The sequence below is a fragment of the Nitratireductor lacus genome, from assembly GCF_056431025.1.
In genome coordinates this window covers 40,836-55,762 of the sequence record NZ_JBWKMB010000018.1, presented here as the reverse complement: position 1 = coordinate 55,762, position 14,927 = coordinate 40,836, and the positions used below count along the sequence as shown (strand labels likewise).

Sequence of the window (14,927 nt, the reverse complement as noted above, 5' to 3'; positions counted from 1 at the left end):
TGATTGTTATCGGGTTCGGGCCGGCTCCCTTCAGGACCCGGCCAAAGCGCCTGGCGCTAGTCGTTCGCTTCCGGTGGCAGGAAATCCACTTCGTGAAGGGCCGAGACCTTCACCACCTCTTCCGGGTCGGTCATGTTGTGCAGCGTCTCGAACAGCGCTTCGAGCTTGCGCGCCGGCGAAACCCAAAAGAGCGCGCGGGCCGGTTTGTCGGACTTGTTGAAATAGCCATGCGGAACGCCGCGCGGCATACGCACCAGATCGCCCGCCTTCGCCTTCATCCACTTGCCGTCGAGCTTCAGATCCAGCTCGCCTTCCTGCACCAGAATGAACTCTTCCTGCGTGGGATGAACATGAACCGGCACGAACTGGCCGGGGTCGCTGTTGGTTTCAAAGGCGAAGGTGGAATCGCAGGTGGCCTTGGGAAAATAGACCTGACCGAGAATGTTCCATTCCTTGCCGGCATAGCCCTCACCGTTTGCGGTGACGCCTTTTTCGAGTTCCTTTTCCATGATTTTCCTCCCTTTATCACGGAGTTTCATGGTGCCTGGAAGCGATCCGGAAAAATATCCGGAAACTGAACCAAATATCCGAAAAACGAAAAAAACAGACCGGTTTTGGCGAGAAACCAGGACAAATCTTGGAGAAACCAAAACACCTGCTAAACTCGGGGAATGGTGATCGCCCGGGAGGAGTGGGGCGACCGCCCGTTGTCCAGCCACGCCCTTTTTCAGACGGACGATCTGGACTGTGCACGGGAGAAGGTTGCCCGGAAATTCTGCAACCACCGGCTGGAAGTGGTCGGTGGCGGACGGTTTCGCGCGGTGCAAAACCACCAGCCGGGCCTCCTCGTTTCCCTCAACTATATCAGCTACGGCGCCGATGTTCTGATCGACCCCGGCGCGCTCGAAACCTTCTATCTCATACAGATTCCGATTTCCGGCTGCGCGACGATCAAACACAACCGGAAGGAATTCCTGAGCGATGGCGACAGGGCGGCGCTGCTCAATGCCGACCGCGAAACCTCCATGCGCTGGTGGGCCGGTTGCGAGCAGGTTCTGGTGCAGATCCCCAAAGCCTCGTTCATGGGTTTCGCCGAGCAGCTCTGCGAGCGCCCGCTGCCGGGACCTGTGGTGTTCGATCCGGTGATCGATTTCACCCGGCCGGAGCTTGCTTCATGGCGCAATCTGGTCAATGCGATGTTCCGCGCCGCCAACAAGCCCGAAAAGCAGGTGCTGAACCTTTGCGCCGCGTTCCACGAGCAGCGCATTCTCGAGGCGCTTCTGAGACTCCAGCCGCACAACCTCTCCGCTTTCTTTGACACAAAGCAGGAGGCGGCACCGCGGCAGGTGAAGCGGGCCGACGCGTTCATCAGGGAGAATGCGCACCGCCCGATCACCCTGACCGACATCGCGGCGGCATCGGGTGTCGGCGCGCGGGCGCTGCAGCTTGCCTACAAACGCACGCACGGTCTTTCGCCCATGCACGCGCTGACCCTTGAGCGTCTGCGTCGCGTGCGGTTCGATCTGGAAAATGCCCAAGGGGAAATTTCGGTAACGGAAACAGCGCTGCGCTGGGGCTTCAGCCATCTCGGGCGCTTTGCCGCCGACTACCGCAAGACCTTCGGTGAGCGCCCAAGCGAGACCGCCCGCAAAGCCATCTACTGACCCGTCATTTTGCCGCCGGCATCTTCAGTGCGGACACCGACGCTTCGCTGTTGTGGACATAGTCATTGGCATCCGGCTGGCGCTGCAGGATCAGGATGAACAGGAAGTCCATCAAAGTGAGCTGCGCATCGCGCGACGTGATGGCGGAGGAGCGCACCCGTTCCTCGTCTGCGACCGTGTGCAGGCGAATGTCGGCAACGCGCATCAGCGGATTCTGCTGCAAGCCGGTAACGGAGATGACAGTCGCGCCCCGCGCCTTTGCAAGCTCGGCAATGCGCACCGTCTCGATGCTGGTGCCGGAGTAAGACAGTGCAAAGAGCACATCCTCTTCGCCCAGAGAGGAGACATTGGCCATCTGCACATGGCTGTCGCTGTCATGCAGTGCGTTGCGGCCAAGCTTCTGCAGCTTGTAGGAAAAGTCGCGCGCCACCAGCGAGGATGCGCCAACCCCTGCAATGTGTATGCGGCGCGCGCCGTCAAGCGCCTCAAGAGCTCGGGCTATCTCAGGCTCGTGATTGGCGGCGATGGTCTGCTGCATGGAGAGAAGCTTGCTTGAGATCAGCTTTTGCGAAATCGTGGCGTGGCTGTCGCCGATCTCGATGGTGGAGTGGATCATGCCTGGCGGCACATGCCATTCCTGCGCCCTGGCCTTGCTGACCGCCAGCTTCAGATCCTGATAGCCCGAGAAGCCGAGTTTCTGGCTGAACTTCACCACGCTCGACTGGCTACGGCCTGTCTCTTCCGCCAAGGCCGCGGAGGAAAGCCTGAGCACGCGGTCGGGATTGTCGACGATGAACTGGCCGATCTGCCGGTCGGCCGGCGCCATGGTCTCAAGCTGCGCGTCGATGATCTTCAGGACAGACATGGCTTCCTTTCGAGGAATGGGATAGCGAAACTAAATGAGTTTCGCCGCCAGGGGAATCCCGCAGGAATTACAAAATGGAATAATATATTCCCAACAGGGCTTGATCAAAGGAATTCACCAATAGAGACTGGGGCTTCGCCTATCGGTGTTTCCGGAACCGCAATCATGGACAGACTGAGAATAACAGGGGGCCAGCCGCTTCAGGGCGCCGTCACCATTGCCGGGGCAAAGAATGCCGCGCTGCCGCAGATTGCCGCCGCACTTTTGAGCCCGCATCCGCTTGAACTGTCGAACCTGCCGCTGGTCTCCGATGTGGAGAACATGCTCCAGGTCGCCGAGCTTTACGGGGCGTCGGTGACGCGCAACGCCCACACGGCGGTGATCGACGCCAGCGCGATGGTTTCATGCGAAGTCTCCTATGAAACGGTGCGGCGGATGCGGGCCACGGTCCTGTTTCTCGGGCCATTGCTTGCGCGGTTCGGCGAGGCGCGGGTATCGCTGCCCGGGGGATGTGCCATCGGCGCGCGGCCGGTGGACATGCATTTGAAGGCGCTCGAAATGCTGGGTGCAGACATCGGCATCGAAGGCGGGCTGATCGTCGCCCGCGCAACCGATGGGCTCAAAGGCACACGGGTGATCCTGAGTTCGCCTTCGGTGGGCGCGACGGAGACGGCCATGATGGCGGCCACTGCAGCGCACGGCGAGACCGAAATCCTGAATGCGGCGCGCGAACCGGAAGTGGCGGACCTCGCCGCCTGCCTCAACGCCATGGGCGCGAAGATCGAGGGAGCGGGAACGCATCGCATCATCATCGAGGGCGGCACCGAGTGGAAGGCTGCTGCGCATCATGTCATCCCCGACCGCATCGAGGCCGGGACCTATGCGGTGGCTGCGGCCATCACCGGTGGCGCGCTGGAACTGGTGAACGCGCGCATGGAAAACCTCGCCGCCGTGATCCAGGCGCTGGAGGTGATGGGCGTGAATGTGTGGCCGAGCGACCGGGGTCTGGTGGTTTCAAGGAACGGCGCCCTGCGTACGACCGACCTCACCACAGAACCCTATCCGGGCTTTCCGACAGACCTTCAGGCGCAGTTCATGGCGCTCGCCTGCTGCGCCGACGGAACATCGCTCATCCGCGAGACGATTTTCGAGAACCGTTTCATGCATGTGCCGGAACTGGCGCGGCTCGGCGCCGATATCACGCTACAGGGCACGACTGCCGTGGTCCGGGGTGGCAAACCCCTGAAGGGCGCGCAGGTGATGGCAACGGATCTGCGCGCTTCGGTCTGCCTTGTGCTCGCCGCCCTTGCCGCGGAAGGCGAAACCGTCATCAACCGCGTCTACCACATCGACCGCGGCTATGAGCAGCTCGACCGAAAACTGGCGCAATGCGGCGCAACAATCGAGCGGTTGCAGAAATGAGCGACGCGGAGAGCCATTTTTATCTCGGCGTCGATGGCGGTGGTACGGGTTGCCGGGCCCGCATCGAGGATGCAGCAGGTGCAGTGCTCGGTCAGGGCCTTTCCGGCCCGGCCACCACGAGGCTCGGCGTTGAGGCCGCATGGGCGTCGGTCCTGCGCGCAGTGGACGCTGCAATTGAAGAAGCGGGTTTCGGCGAGGCAGAGATCGCCCGCATTCATGCCGGGATCGGCCTTGCCGGCATGCGCCGCAAGGGTGCCGTCGAGGCGTTTCAGGCGCTATCGCACCCCTTCGCCAGCATCGTCTTTGCCAGCGACAGCGACACTGCCTGCCTTGGCGCGCATTCGGGTCTCGATGGCGCCATCGCCATCGCCGGCACCGGCTCGGTGGGGCTCGGCATCGTGGAGGGCAGGCATCTGCGCATCGGCGGCTACGGCTTTCCGATTTCCGATGAGGGAAGCGGTGCCGATATCGGCCTCAATGCCGTGCGTGCCGCATTGCAGGGCCATGACGGCCGCATTCCGCAAAGCGCGCTTCTGACCGAAGTCATGCGCCGCTTCGACGATGACCCGGCCGAAGTGGTGGCCTGGATGGACCGGGCAAGCGCCACGGACTATGCCACCTTCGCGCCCATGGTGCTGCGCCATGCCGACCAGGGCGACGCCGCCGCGCGGCGCATCGTGCAGGACGCGGCTGCGCAGATCGACATGCTGGTGCGCACGCTGTTTGATCAGAACGCGCCGCGCGTGACACTGCTTGGCGGACTTTCAGGCCCTCTGGAGCCCTGGCTCTCGCCCGATGTGCGCCGGCGCCTGAAGCCCGCCGACGGCGATGCGGTGGACGGCGCGATCATCCTCGCCCGGCGGGCGGCGGGGGGGCGGGTGACGCTTTAAATGAACGGGACAACCGCGTTGCATCAACGCGGTGCGTGGTTCGACAGGCTCACCATGAGGGAGGGCTTTGATTGCACAACCCGTCGTGCCAGCCATTCCATTCCTCATGGTGAGCCTGTCGAACCACGCACAACGCCAGAGCTTCGAAAACAATGGCCCGCGCAACCTTAAGGGTCAATTCAAACCCGGCGCGGGCCTTTCCGTTTCAGCGCAATTCCTTGCGCAGGATCTTGCCGACATTGGATTTCGGCAGATCGTCGCGGAACTCGATATATTTCGGGCGCTTGTAACCGGTGAGGTTCTCCTTGCAGAACGCCTTGAGGTCCTCTTCCGTCAGGTTCGCGTCCTTGCGGACCACGAAGAGCTTCGGCACCTCGCCTGAATGCTCGTCCTCGACGCCGACAATCGCTGCTTCCAGAACACCCGGGTGATTGGCAATCACGTCTTCCACCTCGTTGGGGAAGACCTTGAAGCCCGACACCACGATCATGTCCTTCTTGCGGTCGACGATGGTGACCTGGCCGGTCTCATCCATCGTGCCCATGTCGCCGGAACGGAAGAACCCGTCCTCGGTCATGACCTTGGCGGTCTCGTCCGGCCGATTCCAGTAGCCGGCCATCACCTGCGGACCGCGAATGCAGATCTCGCCAACCTTGCCAAAGGGCAGGTTCTTGCCCTGATCGTCGCGGATGACGACGTCGGTGGACGAAATCGGATAGCCGATCGTGCCGGTAAACTCCTTCGCCGCAAAGCTGTTCACCGTGGCCACGGGCGAGGTTTCCGAGAGACCATAGCCCTGCGAGATCACGCAGCCAGTGAGCTTCTGCCAGCGTTCTGCGACCGCGCGCTGCACTGCCATGCCGCCGCCGAAGGTGACAAGCAGGCTCTTGAAGGGAAGCTTGCAGAAATCCTCATTGTTCAGGAGCGCGTTGAACAGCGTGTTGAGCCCCGGGAAAATGTGGAAGTCGTATTTCTGCAGCTCCTTCACGAAAGCGGGAATGTCGCGCGGATTGGGAATCAACACGTTGTTGCCACCGAGCTTCATGCCCATCAGCGCGTTCACCGTGAGCGCGTAGATGTGATAGAGCGGCAGGGCGCAGATCAGCACCGGCGCACCGGGCTTCGGCTTGCCTATATAGGCGCTGCGGAACCAGAGTTCGTTCTGGATCACATTGGCGAGCACATTGCTGTGCAGCAGCGTTGCGCCCTTGGAAACGCCGGTCGTGCCGCCCGTATATTGCAGGAAGGCATTGTCCGACAGTGCGATGTCAACCGGCCTGAACCCATGGGCCGCGCCCTTCTTGACCGCCTCCCTGAAGGAGACATGCCCCGGCAAAGACCAGGCGGGCACCATCTTCTTGACGCGGCGAACCACGAAATTGACAATATGACCCTTGAGCCCCAGAAGCTCGCCCATCGAGGCAACGACCACGTGTTTCACCGAAGTCTTCGAGGCGACGGCCTCGAGCGTGTGGGCGAAGTTTTCCAGTATGACGATGGCTTCCGCACCCGCATCGTTGAGCTGGTGTTCCAGCTCGCGCGGCGTGTAGAGCGGATTGACGTTGACCACCACATAGCCTGCACGCAGCACCGCCATCATGGCGACAGGATATTGCAGGACATTGGGCATCATCAACGCAACACGCGCGCCGCGTTCAAGCCCGAGCGACTGCAGATAACCCGCGAAGTGCTGCGACATCTCCTCAAGGTCACGATAGCTGAGCGATTTGCCCATGCAGGTGAATGCGGGCCGGTCGCCATAGGTCTTGCAGGCATCCACGAGCAATTCGCCAAGCGAATTGTTGGGGAAGTCTCCCATCTCTGCGGGAATGCCCTTGGGATAATGCTCCACCCACGGCCGGGCGATCCCGGCCTTGCGGGACGCCTGGGCTTTTTTCGGCGCAGCCTTGCCGGCAGAAGTCGCCGACTTCTTCGATGAACCGGCTGCGGATTTCGCGGCCGGCTTCTTCGCCGTGGTCGATGCCGCCTTTTTTGCCACCGTCTTGCCGCCCGTTCCGCCCTTTGCGGTGCGTGCGGCTTTCTCTTCACCCTTGGCGGGCGTCTTTGCGCTTTTTGCCAACTGCTCCTCCCAGAAAGAAAAACCAGCTATAACGTTTACGTTCACGTAATACCAAACGCAACACAAACCGTCATATGACGATTGGGCAAGCGCGCGGCATCATGACGATCTCCCCTCAAAAGGGGAGTGTATGGCGACAGTACGGGGTTTCACAAGTGCGATTGCGCCTCCCCGCTGGCGTGGTGGATTTGAAGACCGCTTTGTTCCCGGGTCGAGGTCGCTTTGCGAACCTCAAATCCGAAAACCACACAGGAAACATGAATTTGCGTGTGTCCGGATCGAACCCGAGATGCGCGCACCCTCCGGATGGAGGGGGTGGATTTCGAATTGAGGGCACTGGTGCGATGACACCATAAAGTGTGCGTTGCCTCACTGGCCGTAGCCTGCGTGTCCTTCCAGGAAGGCAAGTTCCTCCGGGCTGCTGTCCCGGCCAAGAACACGGTTGCGATGCGGAAAGCGCCCAAAGCGGGCCACGATGTCCCGATGTTCGATCGCGTATTTCAGCGCCTCTTCCTGGCCGAGCGACTTGAACAGCATGACGGCGCGCTCCTGATCGGCCAGCACTTCCGAATGCATGAACGGCATATAGAGGAACTGGCGCTCGCGCTCGCTCATTCCCTCATCGAGGCCCTTGTCGACGGCATGACTGGCAACCCGCATGGCGAGCTCATCCGAGGCGAAAGCGCCCGGCTGGCGGCGGTGGATGTTGCGCGGGAACTGATCGAGCACGATGACAGCGGCGAGAGCCGCCCCGGGATCGGTGAAAACGCTTTCCGGAAGATCACGCATCAACCGCTCATGGAGCCGGGAAAACCGCTCGCGGATCAGAGTGTCCGTCTCCTCGCTCACCGCAAACCATTCCCTGGGCGTCAGCGTCTCAAACCAGAAGTCCAGAACCTCCTTCTGCCAGTTATCGCTCATGCGTTATTCTCCTCGAAACGTCGACACTGTTGCGGATATGGTTTCTCTCATAGCCATACTACAAGAGCGCGAATGGAGTTTTGTTGCATCCATTAACTCGGATTCGACAAATAATTGCATTTAAGGCGGTAAAGTGTTCGAGGGAGTTCCCTCCCTATTCGAACTTTGCTTATATGCCAGCTTCCAGGGCCTCGGGAGTGGGCCCATGTGAGAATCAGGGAGACCTCAATGAAAAACAAACTGACCTTCGCGGCTGCGCTGCTGGCCGCCACGGTGCTGAGCGGCGCGGCAGGCGCAAAGACGCTTGTCTATTGCTCGGAAGGAAGCCCGGAAGGCTTCGACCCGGCGCTCTATACCGCGGGCACCACATTCGACGCATCGTCGAAGCCGGTCTACAACCGCCTTGTCCAGTTCGAGCCGGGCACAACCAAGACCATTCCGGGCCTGGCAGAGAGCTGGGAGATTTCGGACGATGGTCTCGAGGTCACCTTCAAGCTGCGTCAGGGTGTGAAGTTCCACACGACCGACTTCTTCACGCCAAGCCGCGACTTCAACGCCGACGACGTGCTGTTCTCCTTCAACCGCCAGCTTCAGGAAGACCATCCTTACCACGCCTATGTGGAAGGCGCTTCGTGGGAGTATTTCAACGGCATGTCCATGCCGGACCTCGTGAAGTCCATCGAGAAGGTCGATGATTACACGGTGAAGTTTGTGCTGAACCGCCCGGAGGCCCCGTTCATTGCCAACCTGGCCATGGATTTTGCCTCCATCTTCTCGAAGGAATATGCTGACAAGCTCGCTGAATCCGGCAATCTTTCGGACCTGAACCAGAAGCCGGTCGGCACCGGCCCCTTCCAGTTCGTGGCTTATCAGCCTGACGCTGTGATCCGCTACAAGGCGCATCCCGATTACTGGAACGGCAAGCAGCCGATCGACGATCTGGTGTTCGCCATCACCACCGAGGCTTCGGTGCGCCAGCAGAAGCTGATCGCCGGCGAGTGCCACATCACGCCTTACCCGAACCCGGCCGACATCGAGAGCCTGAAGGCGAACGATGCGCTGAAGGTTGACGAGCAGGAAGGCCTGAACGTCGGTTACCTCGCTTACAACACCAAGGTTGCCCCGTTCGACAACGCGAAGGTCCGCAAGGCGCTGAACATGGCGATCAACAAGGAAGCCATTCTCGACGCCGTGTTCCAGGGTGCCGGCCAGGCAGCCAAGAACCCGATCCCGCCGACAATGTGGTCGTATAACGACGCGGTCGAGGACGATGCCTACGATCCGGAAGCAGCCAAGAAGATGCTTGAGGAAGAGGGCGTTTCGGACCTTTCCATGAAGGTCTGGGCGATGCCTGTGCAGCGTCCCTACAACCCGAACGCGCGCCGCATGGCCGAGCTGATCCAGGAGGATTTCTCCAAGGTCGGCGTCAATGTCGAGATCGTCTCCTACGAATGGGGTGAGTATCTCGAGCGCTCCAAGGCGGAAGACCGCGATGGCGCGGTGCTGCTTGGCTGGACCGGCGACAATGGCGACCCGGACAACTTCCTCGCCGTTCTGCTCGGCTGTGACGGTGTCGGCGGCTCCAACCGCGCCCAGTGGTGCAATGAGGAGTTCGAGGGTCTGATTCAGAAGGCCAAGACGCTCTCTTCGCAGGAGGAGCGTACAAAACTCTACGAAGAGGCCCAGGTGGTCTTCAAGCGTGAGGCTCCGTGGGCAACCATCGCTCACTCGGTCGTCCACATGCCGATGCGCAAGGAAGTGACCGGCTACAAGATGGACCCGCTTGGCGGCCACGCCTTTGAAGGCGTCGATATCGCCGAATAGGCCCCTTCACCAGAAACAGGAACCGGCGGCGGCGCGAGCTGTCGCCGGTCGTGTATTAGATGTTCCGTTTCTTTCTCTCCAGGCTGGCGCTGTTGATCCCCACCTTCATCGGGGTGTCCATCGTCGCCTTTTCCTTCATTCGCCTTCTGCCGGGCGATCCGATCATGCTTCTGGCCGGCGAGCGCGGCATGAGCGAGGAGCGCTACCAGCAGCTCCAGGCGCTCTATGGCTTCGACCAGCCGCTGTTCGTGCAGTATTTCAACTACATGACGGATCTGCTGCAGGGCGATTTCGGCACCTCCATCGTCACCAAGAGGCCGGTGCTTCAGGAGTTCCTGACGCTGTTTCCGGCGACGATCGAGCTCTCGCTGTGCGCGATCATCGTGGCGGTTGCCATTGGCGTTCCGCTCGGCGTGATCGCGGCCGTCCGTCGCGGTTCGTGGCTTGATCAGACGGTGATGGGCGCGGCCCTTGTCGGCTATTCCATGCCGATCTTCTGGTGGGGCCTGCTCCTGATCATTCTGTTCTCCGGCATTCTTGGCTGGACGCCGGTCTCAGGTCGCATCTCGCTGCTCTACTTCTTCCCGCCGGTCACCGGCTTCATGCTGATCGACAGTCTTCTATCGGGCCAGGCAGGCGCGTTCAAATCGGCGCTTTCGCATCTCATCCTGCCGACCATCGTGCTGGCTACGATCCCGCTTGCGGTGATCGCCCGCCAGACCCGTTCGGCCATGCTTGAAGTGCTGGGCGAAGATTATGTGCGCACGGCGCGCTCCAAGGGCCTGCCGCCACGCCGGGTGATCGGCCTGCATGCGCTGCGCAACGCGCTCATCCCCGTGGTGACCACCATCGGTCTCCAGGTGGGCGTGCTTCTGGCCGGCGCGATCCTCACCGAGACGATCTTCTCCTGGCCGGGCATCGGCAAGTGGATGGTCGACAGCGTGTTCAAGCGCGATTATGCGGTGGTGCAGGGCGGGCTTCTGCTCATTGCCGCCATCATCATGATCGTGAACCTGATCGTGGACGTTCTCTACGGTCTGATCAATCCGAGAATCAGGCACTGACCATGAGCTCGACAAACACAAAAGATCCGAATGCCGCCGTCGGTCTCGAAGGCGGCACGGTCATCGCGGTCACGCGGCGCGCCCGCCTTGCGGAATTCTGGTACTATTTCAGCCAGAACCGCGGCGCCGTGATCGGCCTTTACGTTTTCCTCGCAATCGTCGTCATCGCGCTTCTGGCGCCCGTGATCGCACCGCACAGTCCGAGCCTGCAGAATCGCGGCTTCTTCCTTCTGCCTCCGGTCTGGCAGGAAGGCGGCAACTGGTCGTTCATTCTCGGCACCGATGCGGTGGGACGAGACGTGCTCTCACGCCTGATCTACGGCGCGCGCTTCTCGCTCTTCATCGGCGTGGTGGTGGTCTCGGTCGCCGTCTCCGTGGGCATTCTGGTCGGCCTCATCGCCGGTTATTTCCGCGGCGTGGTGGACACGGTCATCATGCGCGTGATGGACATCATCCTCGCTTTCCCGTCGCTGCTTCTGGCGCTGGTTCTGGTCGCCATTCTGGGGCCGGGCCTCGTCAACGCGATGATAGCCATCGCCCTCGTGCAGCAGCCGCACTATGTGCGCCTCACGCGCGCTGCCGTGATGTCGGAGAAGGGGCGCGACTATGTGACGGCGGCACGCGTTGCCGGCGCGGGCAACATAAGGCTGATGTTCAAGACCATTCTGCCGAACTGTACCGCACCGCTGATCGTGCAGGCGGCGCTCTCCTTCTCGACCGCGATCCTCGATGCGGCGGCGCTTGGCTTCCTCGGCATGGGCGCACAGCCGCCCACACCCGAATGGGGCACGATGCTGGCCGAAGCGCGCGAGTTCATCCTGCGTGCGTGGTGGGTCGTCACCTTCCCCGGTCTCGCCATCCTGATCACCGTTCTTGCCATCAACCTGATGGGCGACGGTCTTCGCGATGCGCTCGATCCCAAGCTGAAGAGGTCGTGACATGAGTGATGCTCTTCTCGACATCCGCAATCTGAGCGTCGAATTCGAGACGGCGGGCGGCACGCTGCGCGCGGTGGATGGCGTTTCGCTGTCCGTCGAGGCGCGCGAGGTTCTGGCCATCGTCGGCGAATCGGGCTCGGGCAAATCCGTGTCCATGCTGGCGGTGATGGGGCTTCTGCCCTGGACCGCCAAGGTGACGGCGGATGCCATGACCTTTCAGGGCCGCGACATCCTCAATCTGTCGCCATCCGAACGGCGCAAGATCGTCGGCAAGGACATTGCCATGATCTTCCAGGAGCCAATCGCCAGCCTCAACCCGTGCTTCACCGTCGGTTTCCAGATCGACGAGACGCTGAAGATGCACACCGATCTTTCGGCGCGCCAGCGGCGCGACCGGACGGTGGAGCTCTTCGAGGCGGTGGGCCTGCCCAACGCGGCGGACCGGGTGAACGCCTACCCGCACCAGATGTCGGGTGGCCAGTGCCAGCGCGTGATGATCGCCATGGCGATTGCCTGCAATCCCAAGCTCCTGATCGCCGACGAGCCGACAACCGCGCTCGACGTGACGATCCAGAAGCAGATTCTCGATCTTCTGGTGTCGATCCAGGCCGAGAAGAACATGGGCATGATCATGATCACCCATGACATGGGCGTGGTGGCGGAAACGGCCGATCGCGTGATCGTGCAGTACAAGGGCAAGAAGATGGAGGAAGCCGACGTGCTTTCGCTCTTCGAAAAGCCCCAGCACCCCTATACCAAGGCGCTGCTTTCGGCCCTGCCGGAGAACGCGACAGGCGACCGCCTGCCGACCGTCTCCGACTTCGTGTTCGATGAAGCGCCGCTGACAGGAGCCCGCCCATGAGCGAGATCGTCCTGGAAACACGCGGCATCACGCGCGACTATCACATCGGCGGCGGCTTTTTCGGAAAGGGCCGCATCATCAACGCGCTGAAAGGCATCGACCTCAAGGTTGAGAAGGGCAAAACGCTGGCCATCGTCGGCGAATCGGGCTGCGGGAAATCCACCCTCGCCCGCATCATGACGATGATCGACGCACCCACCTCCGGCGAACTCCTGATCGACGGGAAACCGGTCGAGATCAGCAAGAAGGGTGTGGAGCCCGAAATGCGCCGCAAGGTGCAGATCGTCTTCCAGAACCCCTATGGTTCACTGAATCCGCGCCAGAAGATCGGCGACGTCCTGATGGAGCCGCTGATCATCAACGAGAAGGTTCCCGTGAAGGAGCGGCGCGAACGCGCCATGGAAATGCTTTTGAAGGTCGGTCTGCAGGCCGAGCACTTCAATCGCTATCCGCACATGTTCTCCGGCGGCCAGCGCCAGCGCATCGCCATCGCGCGCGCGCTGATGCTGAGGCCCCGCCTGCTGGTGCTGGACGAGCCGGTTTCCGCGCTCGATCTCTCGGTGCAGGCGCAGGTGCTGAACCTTCTGGCGGATCTGCAGGAAGAGTTCGGGCTCACCTATGTCTTCATCAGCCACGATCTTTCGGTGGTGCGCTATATCGCCGACGAGGTGATGGTGATGTATTTCGGTGAGGCGGTCGAATACGGCACCCGCGATGCGGTGTTCTCCGACCCGCAGCACGAATACACGCGCACGCTCTTCGCCGCGACGCCGCGCGCCGACGTGGACAGCATCAGGAAGAGACTGGCGGAGAAGGCTGCATAGATCTTTCAGCTGGTAGCGTGAACGCGCTGCGCTGAAAGCCATGCAGCGTCATCCCGGAAGCCCGAAGGGCTATCCGGGACCTATTGGAAGAATGCCATGAAGCGCGGCCCGGATGCGCTTCGGGCGCGCGTTGGACCATTGGCTCCTTCTATGGAGATCGGCCGCGCCTCTCAATAGGTCCCAGCTCTCTCTGCGCGCGGCCGGGATGACGATTGCGCTGCCTCACAATCCCGCGCGCGTTCCATCACCCCTCTTTGGGCAGCGCATAACCGGCCTTTTCCGCCCATTGCACATGCTCGGCTGCCTTTTCCAGAAGCCATGCGCGCATGGCCATTGCCGAAGGGCTGACCGGCCCCCGCGATACGGAGGACAGGTAATAGCTGTTGCGCCCGGCGACGGAGGGGCCGCACGGACATACCAGCCGACCGTCGCGCAGCATGGCGGCCGCCGAGACGTCATCGCCAAGAGCCACGCCAAGCCCGCGCGCAGCCGCCTCAAGACAGAGCTGCGTGCGGTGAAAGATGAGATGGCCCGATGCGGCGCTGAGGTTCGTGCCCTGCCGCCGCAGGAGCTCGTCCCACGTGTTCACGCCGCGGTCGTAGATCAGCTTGTTGGCGATCAGGCCGCGGCTTCGCACATGCTCGGCGCGCTCCGGCGCGCAGACGGGGAAGATCGTGAAATCCAGAAAAGGTTCGCGCGAGTAACCCGGCACATCGAGCCGGCCCCAGGTGAGGGCAAGGTCCGTGTCGGGCGCGATGGTTCGCGGCGGCTCGGGATAGGAGCGCAGTTCGAGCTCGATGCCAAGGTCCTCCAGCACCTCATCGGTCAGCAACGGCATGAGCCAGAGTGCAGCCAGGTCGGAATCTGACTCCAGAACCACGCGCCCCTTTGCGTTGCGCGTTGCGCGCGTGCCCGTGTCGAGCGAAATGAGCATCAGCGCATCGGCGACAATCTCCGCGTAGCGCGCGCCACCTGGTGTGAGTGCCACCTGCCGGTGTCGGCGCTCGAACAATGGCATGCCGAGCTCGGCTTCGAGATTCTTGATGTATCGGCTGACCGACGCATGGGTGACGCCGAGCTCGGCAGCGGCGCGCGAAAAGCTCTGGTGACGGGCCGCCGCGTCGAATGCCCTGACGGCGTTGAGATTGGGCAGGCGATGCCTCATCGCTTTAGCGTAACATAAACGCACACAACGGGAAGAATAATTTCTATTGTGTAAAGCGGCCGTAGACCCCAAATAGGAACTGTAGCGATGGGTTGACCGATCAAGACCGGCAGCACATCGCAGCAGACTCTCTACATTGCCAACCCTCTCAAGGAGGTTCTGATGTCGCACTACACGGTGGGCGTTGGTTCCAGCCCTGAATTGCAGCGCTATGCGCGGCAGGCGAACAAGGCCCGTTCCACGGCGCTGAAGCACGCCCTGACCGCAATTGGTACGCGGATCGGGCACATCTGGCGCAAGCCGACCGGCACGCCGCCTATTGGTGGAGCGGACCCGGTTTGACCCTGCCAGGAAAGAGCGCCGAAACGCTTCTGGAACACCAAAGATAAGGGCCGGGCCCGAAAGCGG

At 61.7% G+C, this 14,927-nt stretch carries 14 protein-coding genes; 9 read left to right on the top strand and 5 right to left on the bottom strand.

Going from position 1 to position 14,927, the window contains the following annotated elements; genetic code table 11:
- Positions 1 to 56: 56 nt before the first annotated feature.
- Positions 57 to 509 carry a cupin domain-containing protein gene (locus tag AC07E3_RS16000; protein ID WP_007008783.1) on the bottom strand — a complete coding sequence of 151 codons (453 nt, stop codon included), beginning with the start codon at positions 507 to 509 and terminating at the stop codon, positions 57 to 59.
- A 198-nt stretch (positions 510 to 707) separates the two neighbouring features.
- Between AC07E3_RS16000 and AC07E3_RS15995 the strand changes: the two genes are divergently transcribed.
- Positions 708 to 1,664 carry an AraC family transcriptional regulator gene (locus tag AC07E3_RS15995; RefSeq protein WP_478363266.1) on the top strand — a complete coding sequence of 319 codons (957 nt, stop codon included), beginning with the start codon at positions 708 to 710 and terminating at the stop codon, positions 1,662 to 1,664.
- Positions 1,665 to 1,668: 4 nt separating this feature from the next.
- On the opposite strand, the gene AC07E3_RS15990 is transcribed toward AC07E3_RS15995, so the two are convergent.
- A complete protein-coding gene (locus tag AC07E3_RS15990; protein WP_336070548.1) occupies positions 1,669 to 2,529 on the bottom strand; it encodes a MurR/RpiR family transcriptional regulator in 861 nt (286 codons plus the stop codon).
- Between the two features lie 165 nt (positions 2,530 to 2,694).
- On the opposite strand from AC07E3_RS15990, the gene murA reads away from it, so the two are divergent.
- Both murA and AC07E3_RS15980 read left to right on the top strand, forming a co-directional pair.
- Positions 2,695 to 3,951: a UDP-N-acetylglucosamine 1-carboxyvinyltransferase gene (gene murA, locus AC07E3_RS15985; protein WP_478363263.1), complete on the top strand. Its 1,257-nt coding sequence runs from the start codon at positions 2,695 to 2,697 to the stop codon at positions 3,949 to 3,951.
- Positions 3,948 to 4,841, top strand: coding sequence for a glucosamine kinase nucleotide-binding domain-containing protein (locus AC07E3_RS15980; protein WP_478363261.1), 894 nt, complete (start codon positions 3,948 to 3,950; stop codon positions 4,839 to 4,841). Before murA ends, AC07E3_RS15980 begins: the two co-directional genes overlap by 4 nt.
- A gap of 205 nt (positions 4,842 to 5,046) precedes the next feature.
- Here the strand turns inward: AC07E3_RS15980 and AC07E3_RS15975 are convergent, their stop codons facing one another.
- Positions 5,047 to 6,921 carry a long-chain-fatty-acid--CoA ligase gene (locus AC07E3_RS15975; RefSeq protein WP_478363259.1) on the bottom strand — a complete coding sequence of 625 codons (1,875 nt, stop codon included), beginning with the start codon at positions 6,919 to 6,921 and terminating at the stop codon, positions 5,047 to 5,049.
- Between the two features lie 369 nt (positions 6,922 to 7,290).
- Positions 7,291 to 7,842, bottom strand: coding sequence for a DUF924 family protein (locus AC07E3_RS15970; protein WP_478363257.1), 552 nt, complete (start codon positions 7,840 to 7,842; stop codon positions 7,291 to 7,293).
- Positions 7,843 to 8,070: 228 nt separating this feature from the next.
- Here AC07E3_RS15970 and AC07E3_RS15965 point away from each other — a divergent pair, with 228 nt between their 5' ends.
- Genes AC07E3_RS15965 through AC07E3_RS15945 form a run of 5 tightly spaced genes read left to right on the top strand, consistent with a single transcriptional unit; the run spans position 8,071 to position 13,354 of the window.
- The gene (locus AC07E3_RS15965) at positions 8,071 to 9,666 is read left to right on the top strand and encodes an ABC transporter substrate-binding protein (RefSeq protein WP_478363255.1); all 1,596 of its coding nucleotides are present in this window, start codon (positions 8,071 to 8,073) and stop codon (positions 9,664 to 9,666) included.
- Between the two features lie 59 nt (positions 9,667 to 9,725).
- Positions 9,726 to 10,730 (top strand): ABC transporter permease subunit, encoded by a 1,005-nt coding sequence (locus AC07E3_RS15960; RefSeq protein ID WP_336070559.1) that lies wholly within the window; start codon positions 9,726 to 9,728, stop codon positions 10,728 to 10,730.
- A 2-nt stretch (positions 10,731 to 10,732) separates the two neighbouring features.
- Positions 10,733 to 11,668: an ABC transporter permease subunit gene (locus AC07E3_RS15955; protein ID WP_478363253.1), complete on the top strand. Its 936-nt coding sequence runs from the start codon at positions 10,733 to 10,735 to the stop codon at positions 11,666 to 11,668.
- Position 11,669: 1 nt separating this feature from the next.
- Complete coding sequence (locus AC07E3_RS15950) at positions 11,670 to 12,530, top strand: ABC transporter ATP-binding protein (protein ID WP_336070562.1); 861 nt, start codon at positions 11,670 to 11,672, stop codon at positions 12,528 to 12,530.
- On the top strand, positions 12,527 to 13,354 hold the full coding sequence (locus AC07E3_RS15945; RefSeq protein WP_336070564.1) for an ABC transporter ATP-binding protein: 828 nt from the start codon (positions 12,527 to 12,529) through the stop codon (positions 13,352 to 13,354). Before AC07E3_RS15950 ends, AC07E3_RS15945 begins: the two co-directional genes overlap by 4 nt.
- A gap of 244 nt (positions 13,355 to 13,598) precedes the next feature.
- On the opposite strand, the gene AC07E3_RS15940 is transcribed toward AC07E3_RS15945, so the two are convergent.
- Positions 13,599 to 14,519 carry a LysR family transcriptional regulator gene (locus AC07E3_RS15940; RefSeq protein ID WP_336070566.1) on the bottom strand — a complete coding sequence of 307 codons (921 nt, stop codon included), beginning with the start codon at positions 14,517 to 14,519 and terminating at the stop codon, positions 13,599 to 13,601.
- A 162-nt stretch (positions 14,520 to 14,681) separates the two neighbouring features.
- On the opposite strand from AC07E3_RS15940, the gene AC07E3_RS15935 reads away from it, so the two are divergent.
- Positions 14,682 to 14,861, top strand: coding sequence for a hypothetical protein (locus AC07E3_RS15935; protein ID WP_336070568.1), 180 nt, complete (start codon positions 14,682 to 14,684; stop codon positions 14,859 to 14,861).
- Positions 14,862 to 14,927: the final 66 nt, after the last annotated feature.

Excerpts from the sequence above, each read along its gene's own strand:
- AC07E3_RS16000 (WP_007008783.1), bottom strand. The coding sequence starts at position 509 with ATGGAAAAGGAACTCGAAAAAGGCGTCACCGCAAACGGTGAGGGCTAT.
- AC07E3_RS15990 (WP_336070548.1), bottom strand. The coding sequence starts at position 2,529 with ATGTCTGTCCTGAAGATCATCGACGCGCAGCTTGAGACCATGGCGCCG.
- murA (WP_478363263.1), top strand. The coding sequence starts at position 2,695 with ATGGACAGACTGAGAATAACAGGGGGCCAGCCGCTTCAGGGCGCCGTC.
- AC07E3_RS15980 (WP_478363261.1), top strand. The coding sequence starts at position 3,948 with ATGAGCGACGCGGAGAGCCATTTTTATCTCGGCGTCGATGGCGGTGGT.
- AC07E3_RS15970 (WP_478363257.1), bottom strand. The coding sequence starts at position 7,842 with ATGAGCGATAACTGGCAGAAGGAGGTTCTGGACTTCTGGTTTGAGACG.
- AC07E3_RS15965 (WP_478363255.1), top strand. The coding sequence starts at position 8,071 with ATGAAAAACAAACTGACCTTCGCGGCTGCGCTGCTGGCCGCCACGGTG.
- AC07E3_RS15960 (WP_336070559.1), top strand. The coding sequence starts at position 9,726 with ATGTTCCGTTTCTTTCTCTCCAGGCTGGCGCTGTTGATCCCCACCTTC.
- AC07E3_RS15955 (WP_478363253.1), top strand. The coding sequence starts at position 10,733 with ATGAGCTCGACAAACACAAAAGATCCGAATGCCGCCGTCGGTCTCGAA.
- AC07E3_RS15950 (WP_336070562.1), top strand. The coding sequence starts at position 11,670 with ATGAGTGATGCTCTTCTCGACATCCGCAATCTGAGCGTCGAATTCGAG.
- AC07E3_RS15945 (WP_336070564.1), top strand. The coding sequence starts at position 12,527 with ATGAGCGAGATCGTCCTGGAAACACGCGGCATCACGCGCGACTATCAC.
- AC07E3_RS15940 (WP_336070566.1), bottom strand. The coding sequence starts at position 14,519 with ATGAGGCATCGCCTGCCCAATCTCAACGCCGTCAGGGCATTCGACGCG.
- AC07E3_RS15935 (WP_336070568.1), top strand. The coding sequence starts at position 14,682 with ATGTCGCACTACACGGTGGGCGTTGGTTCCAGCCCTGAATTGCAGCGC.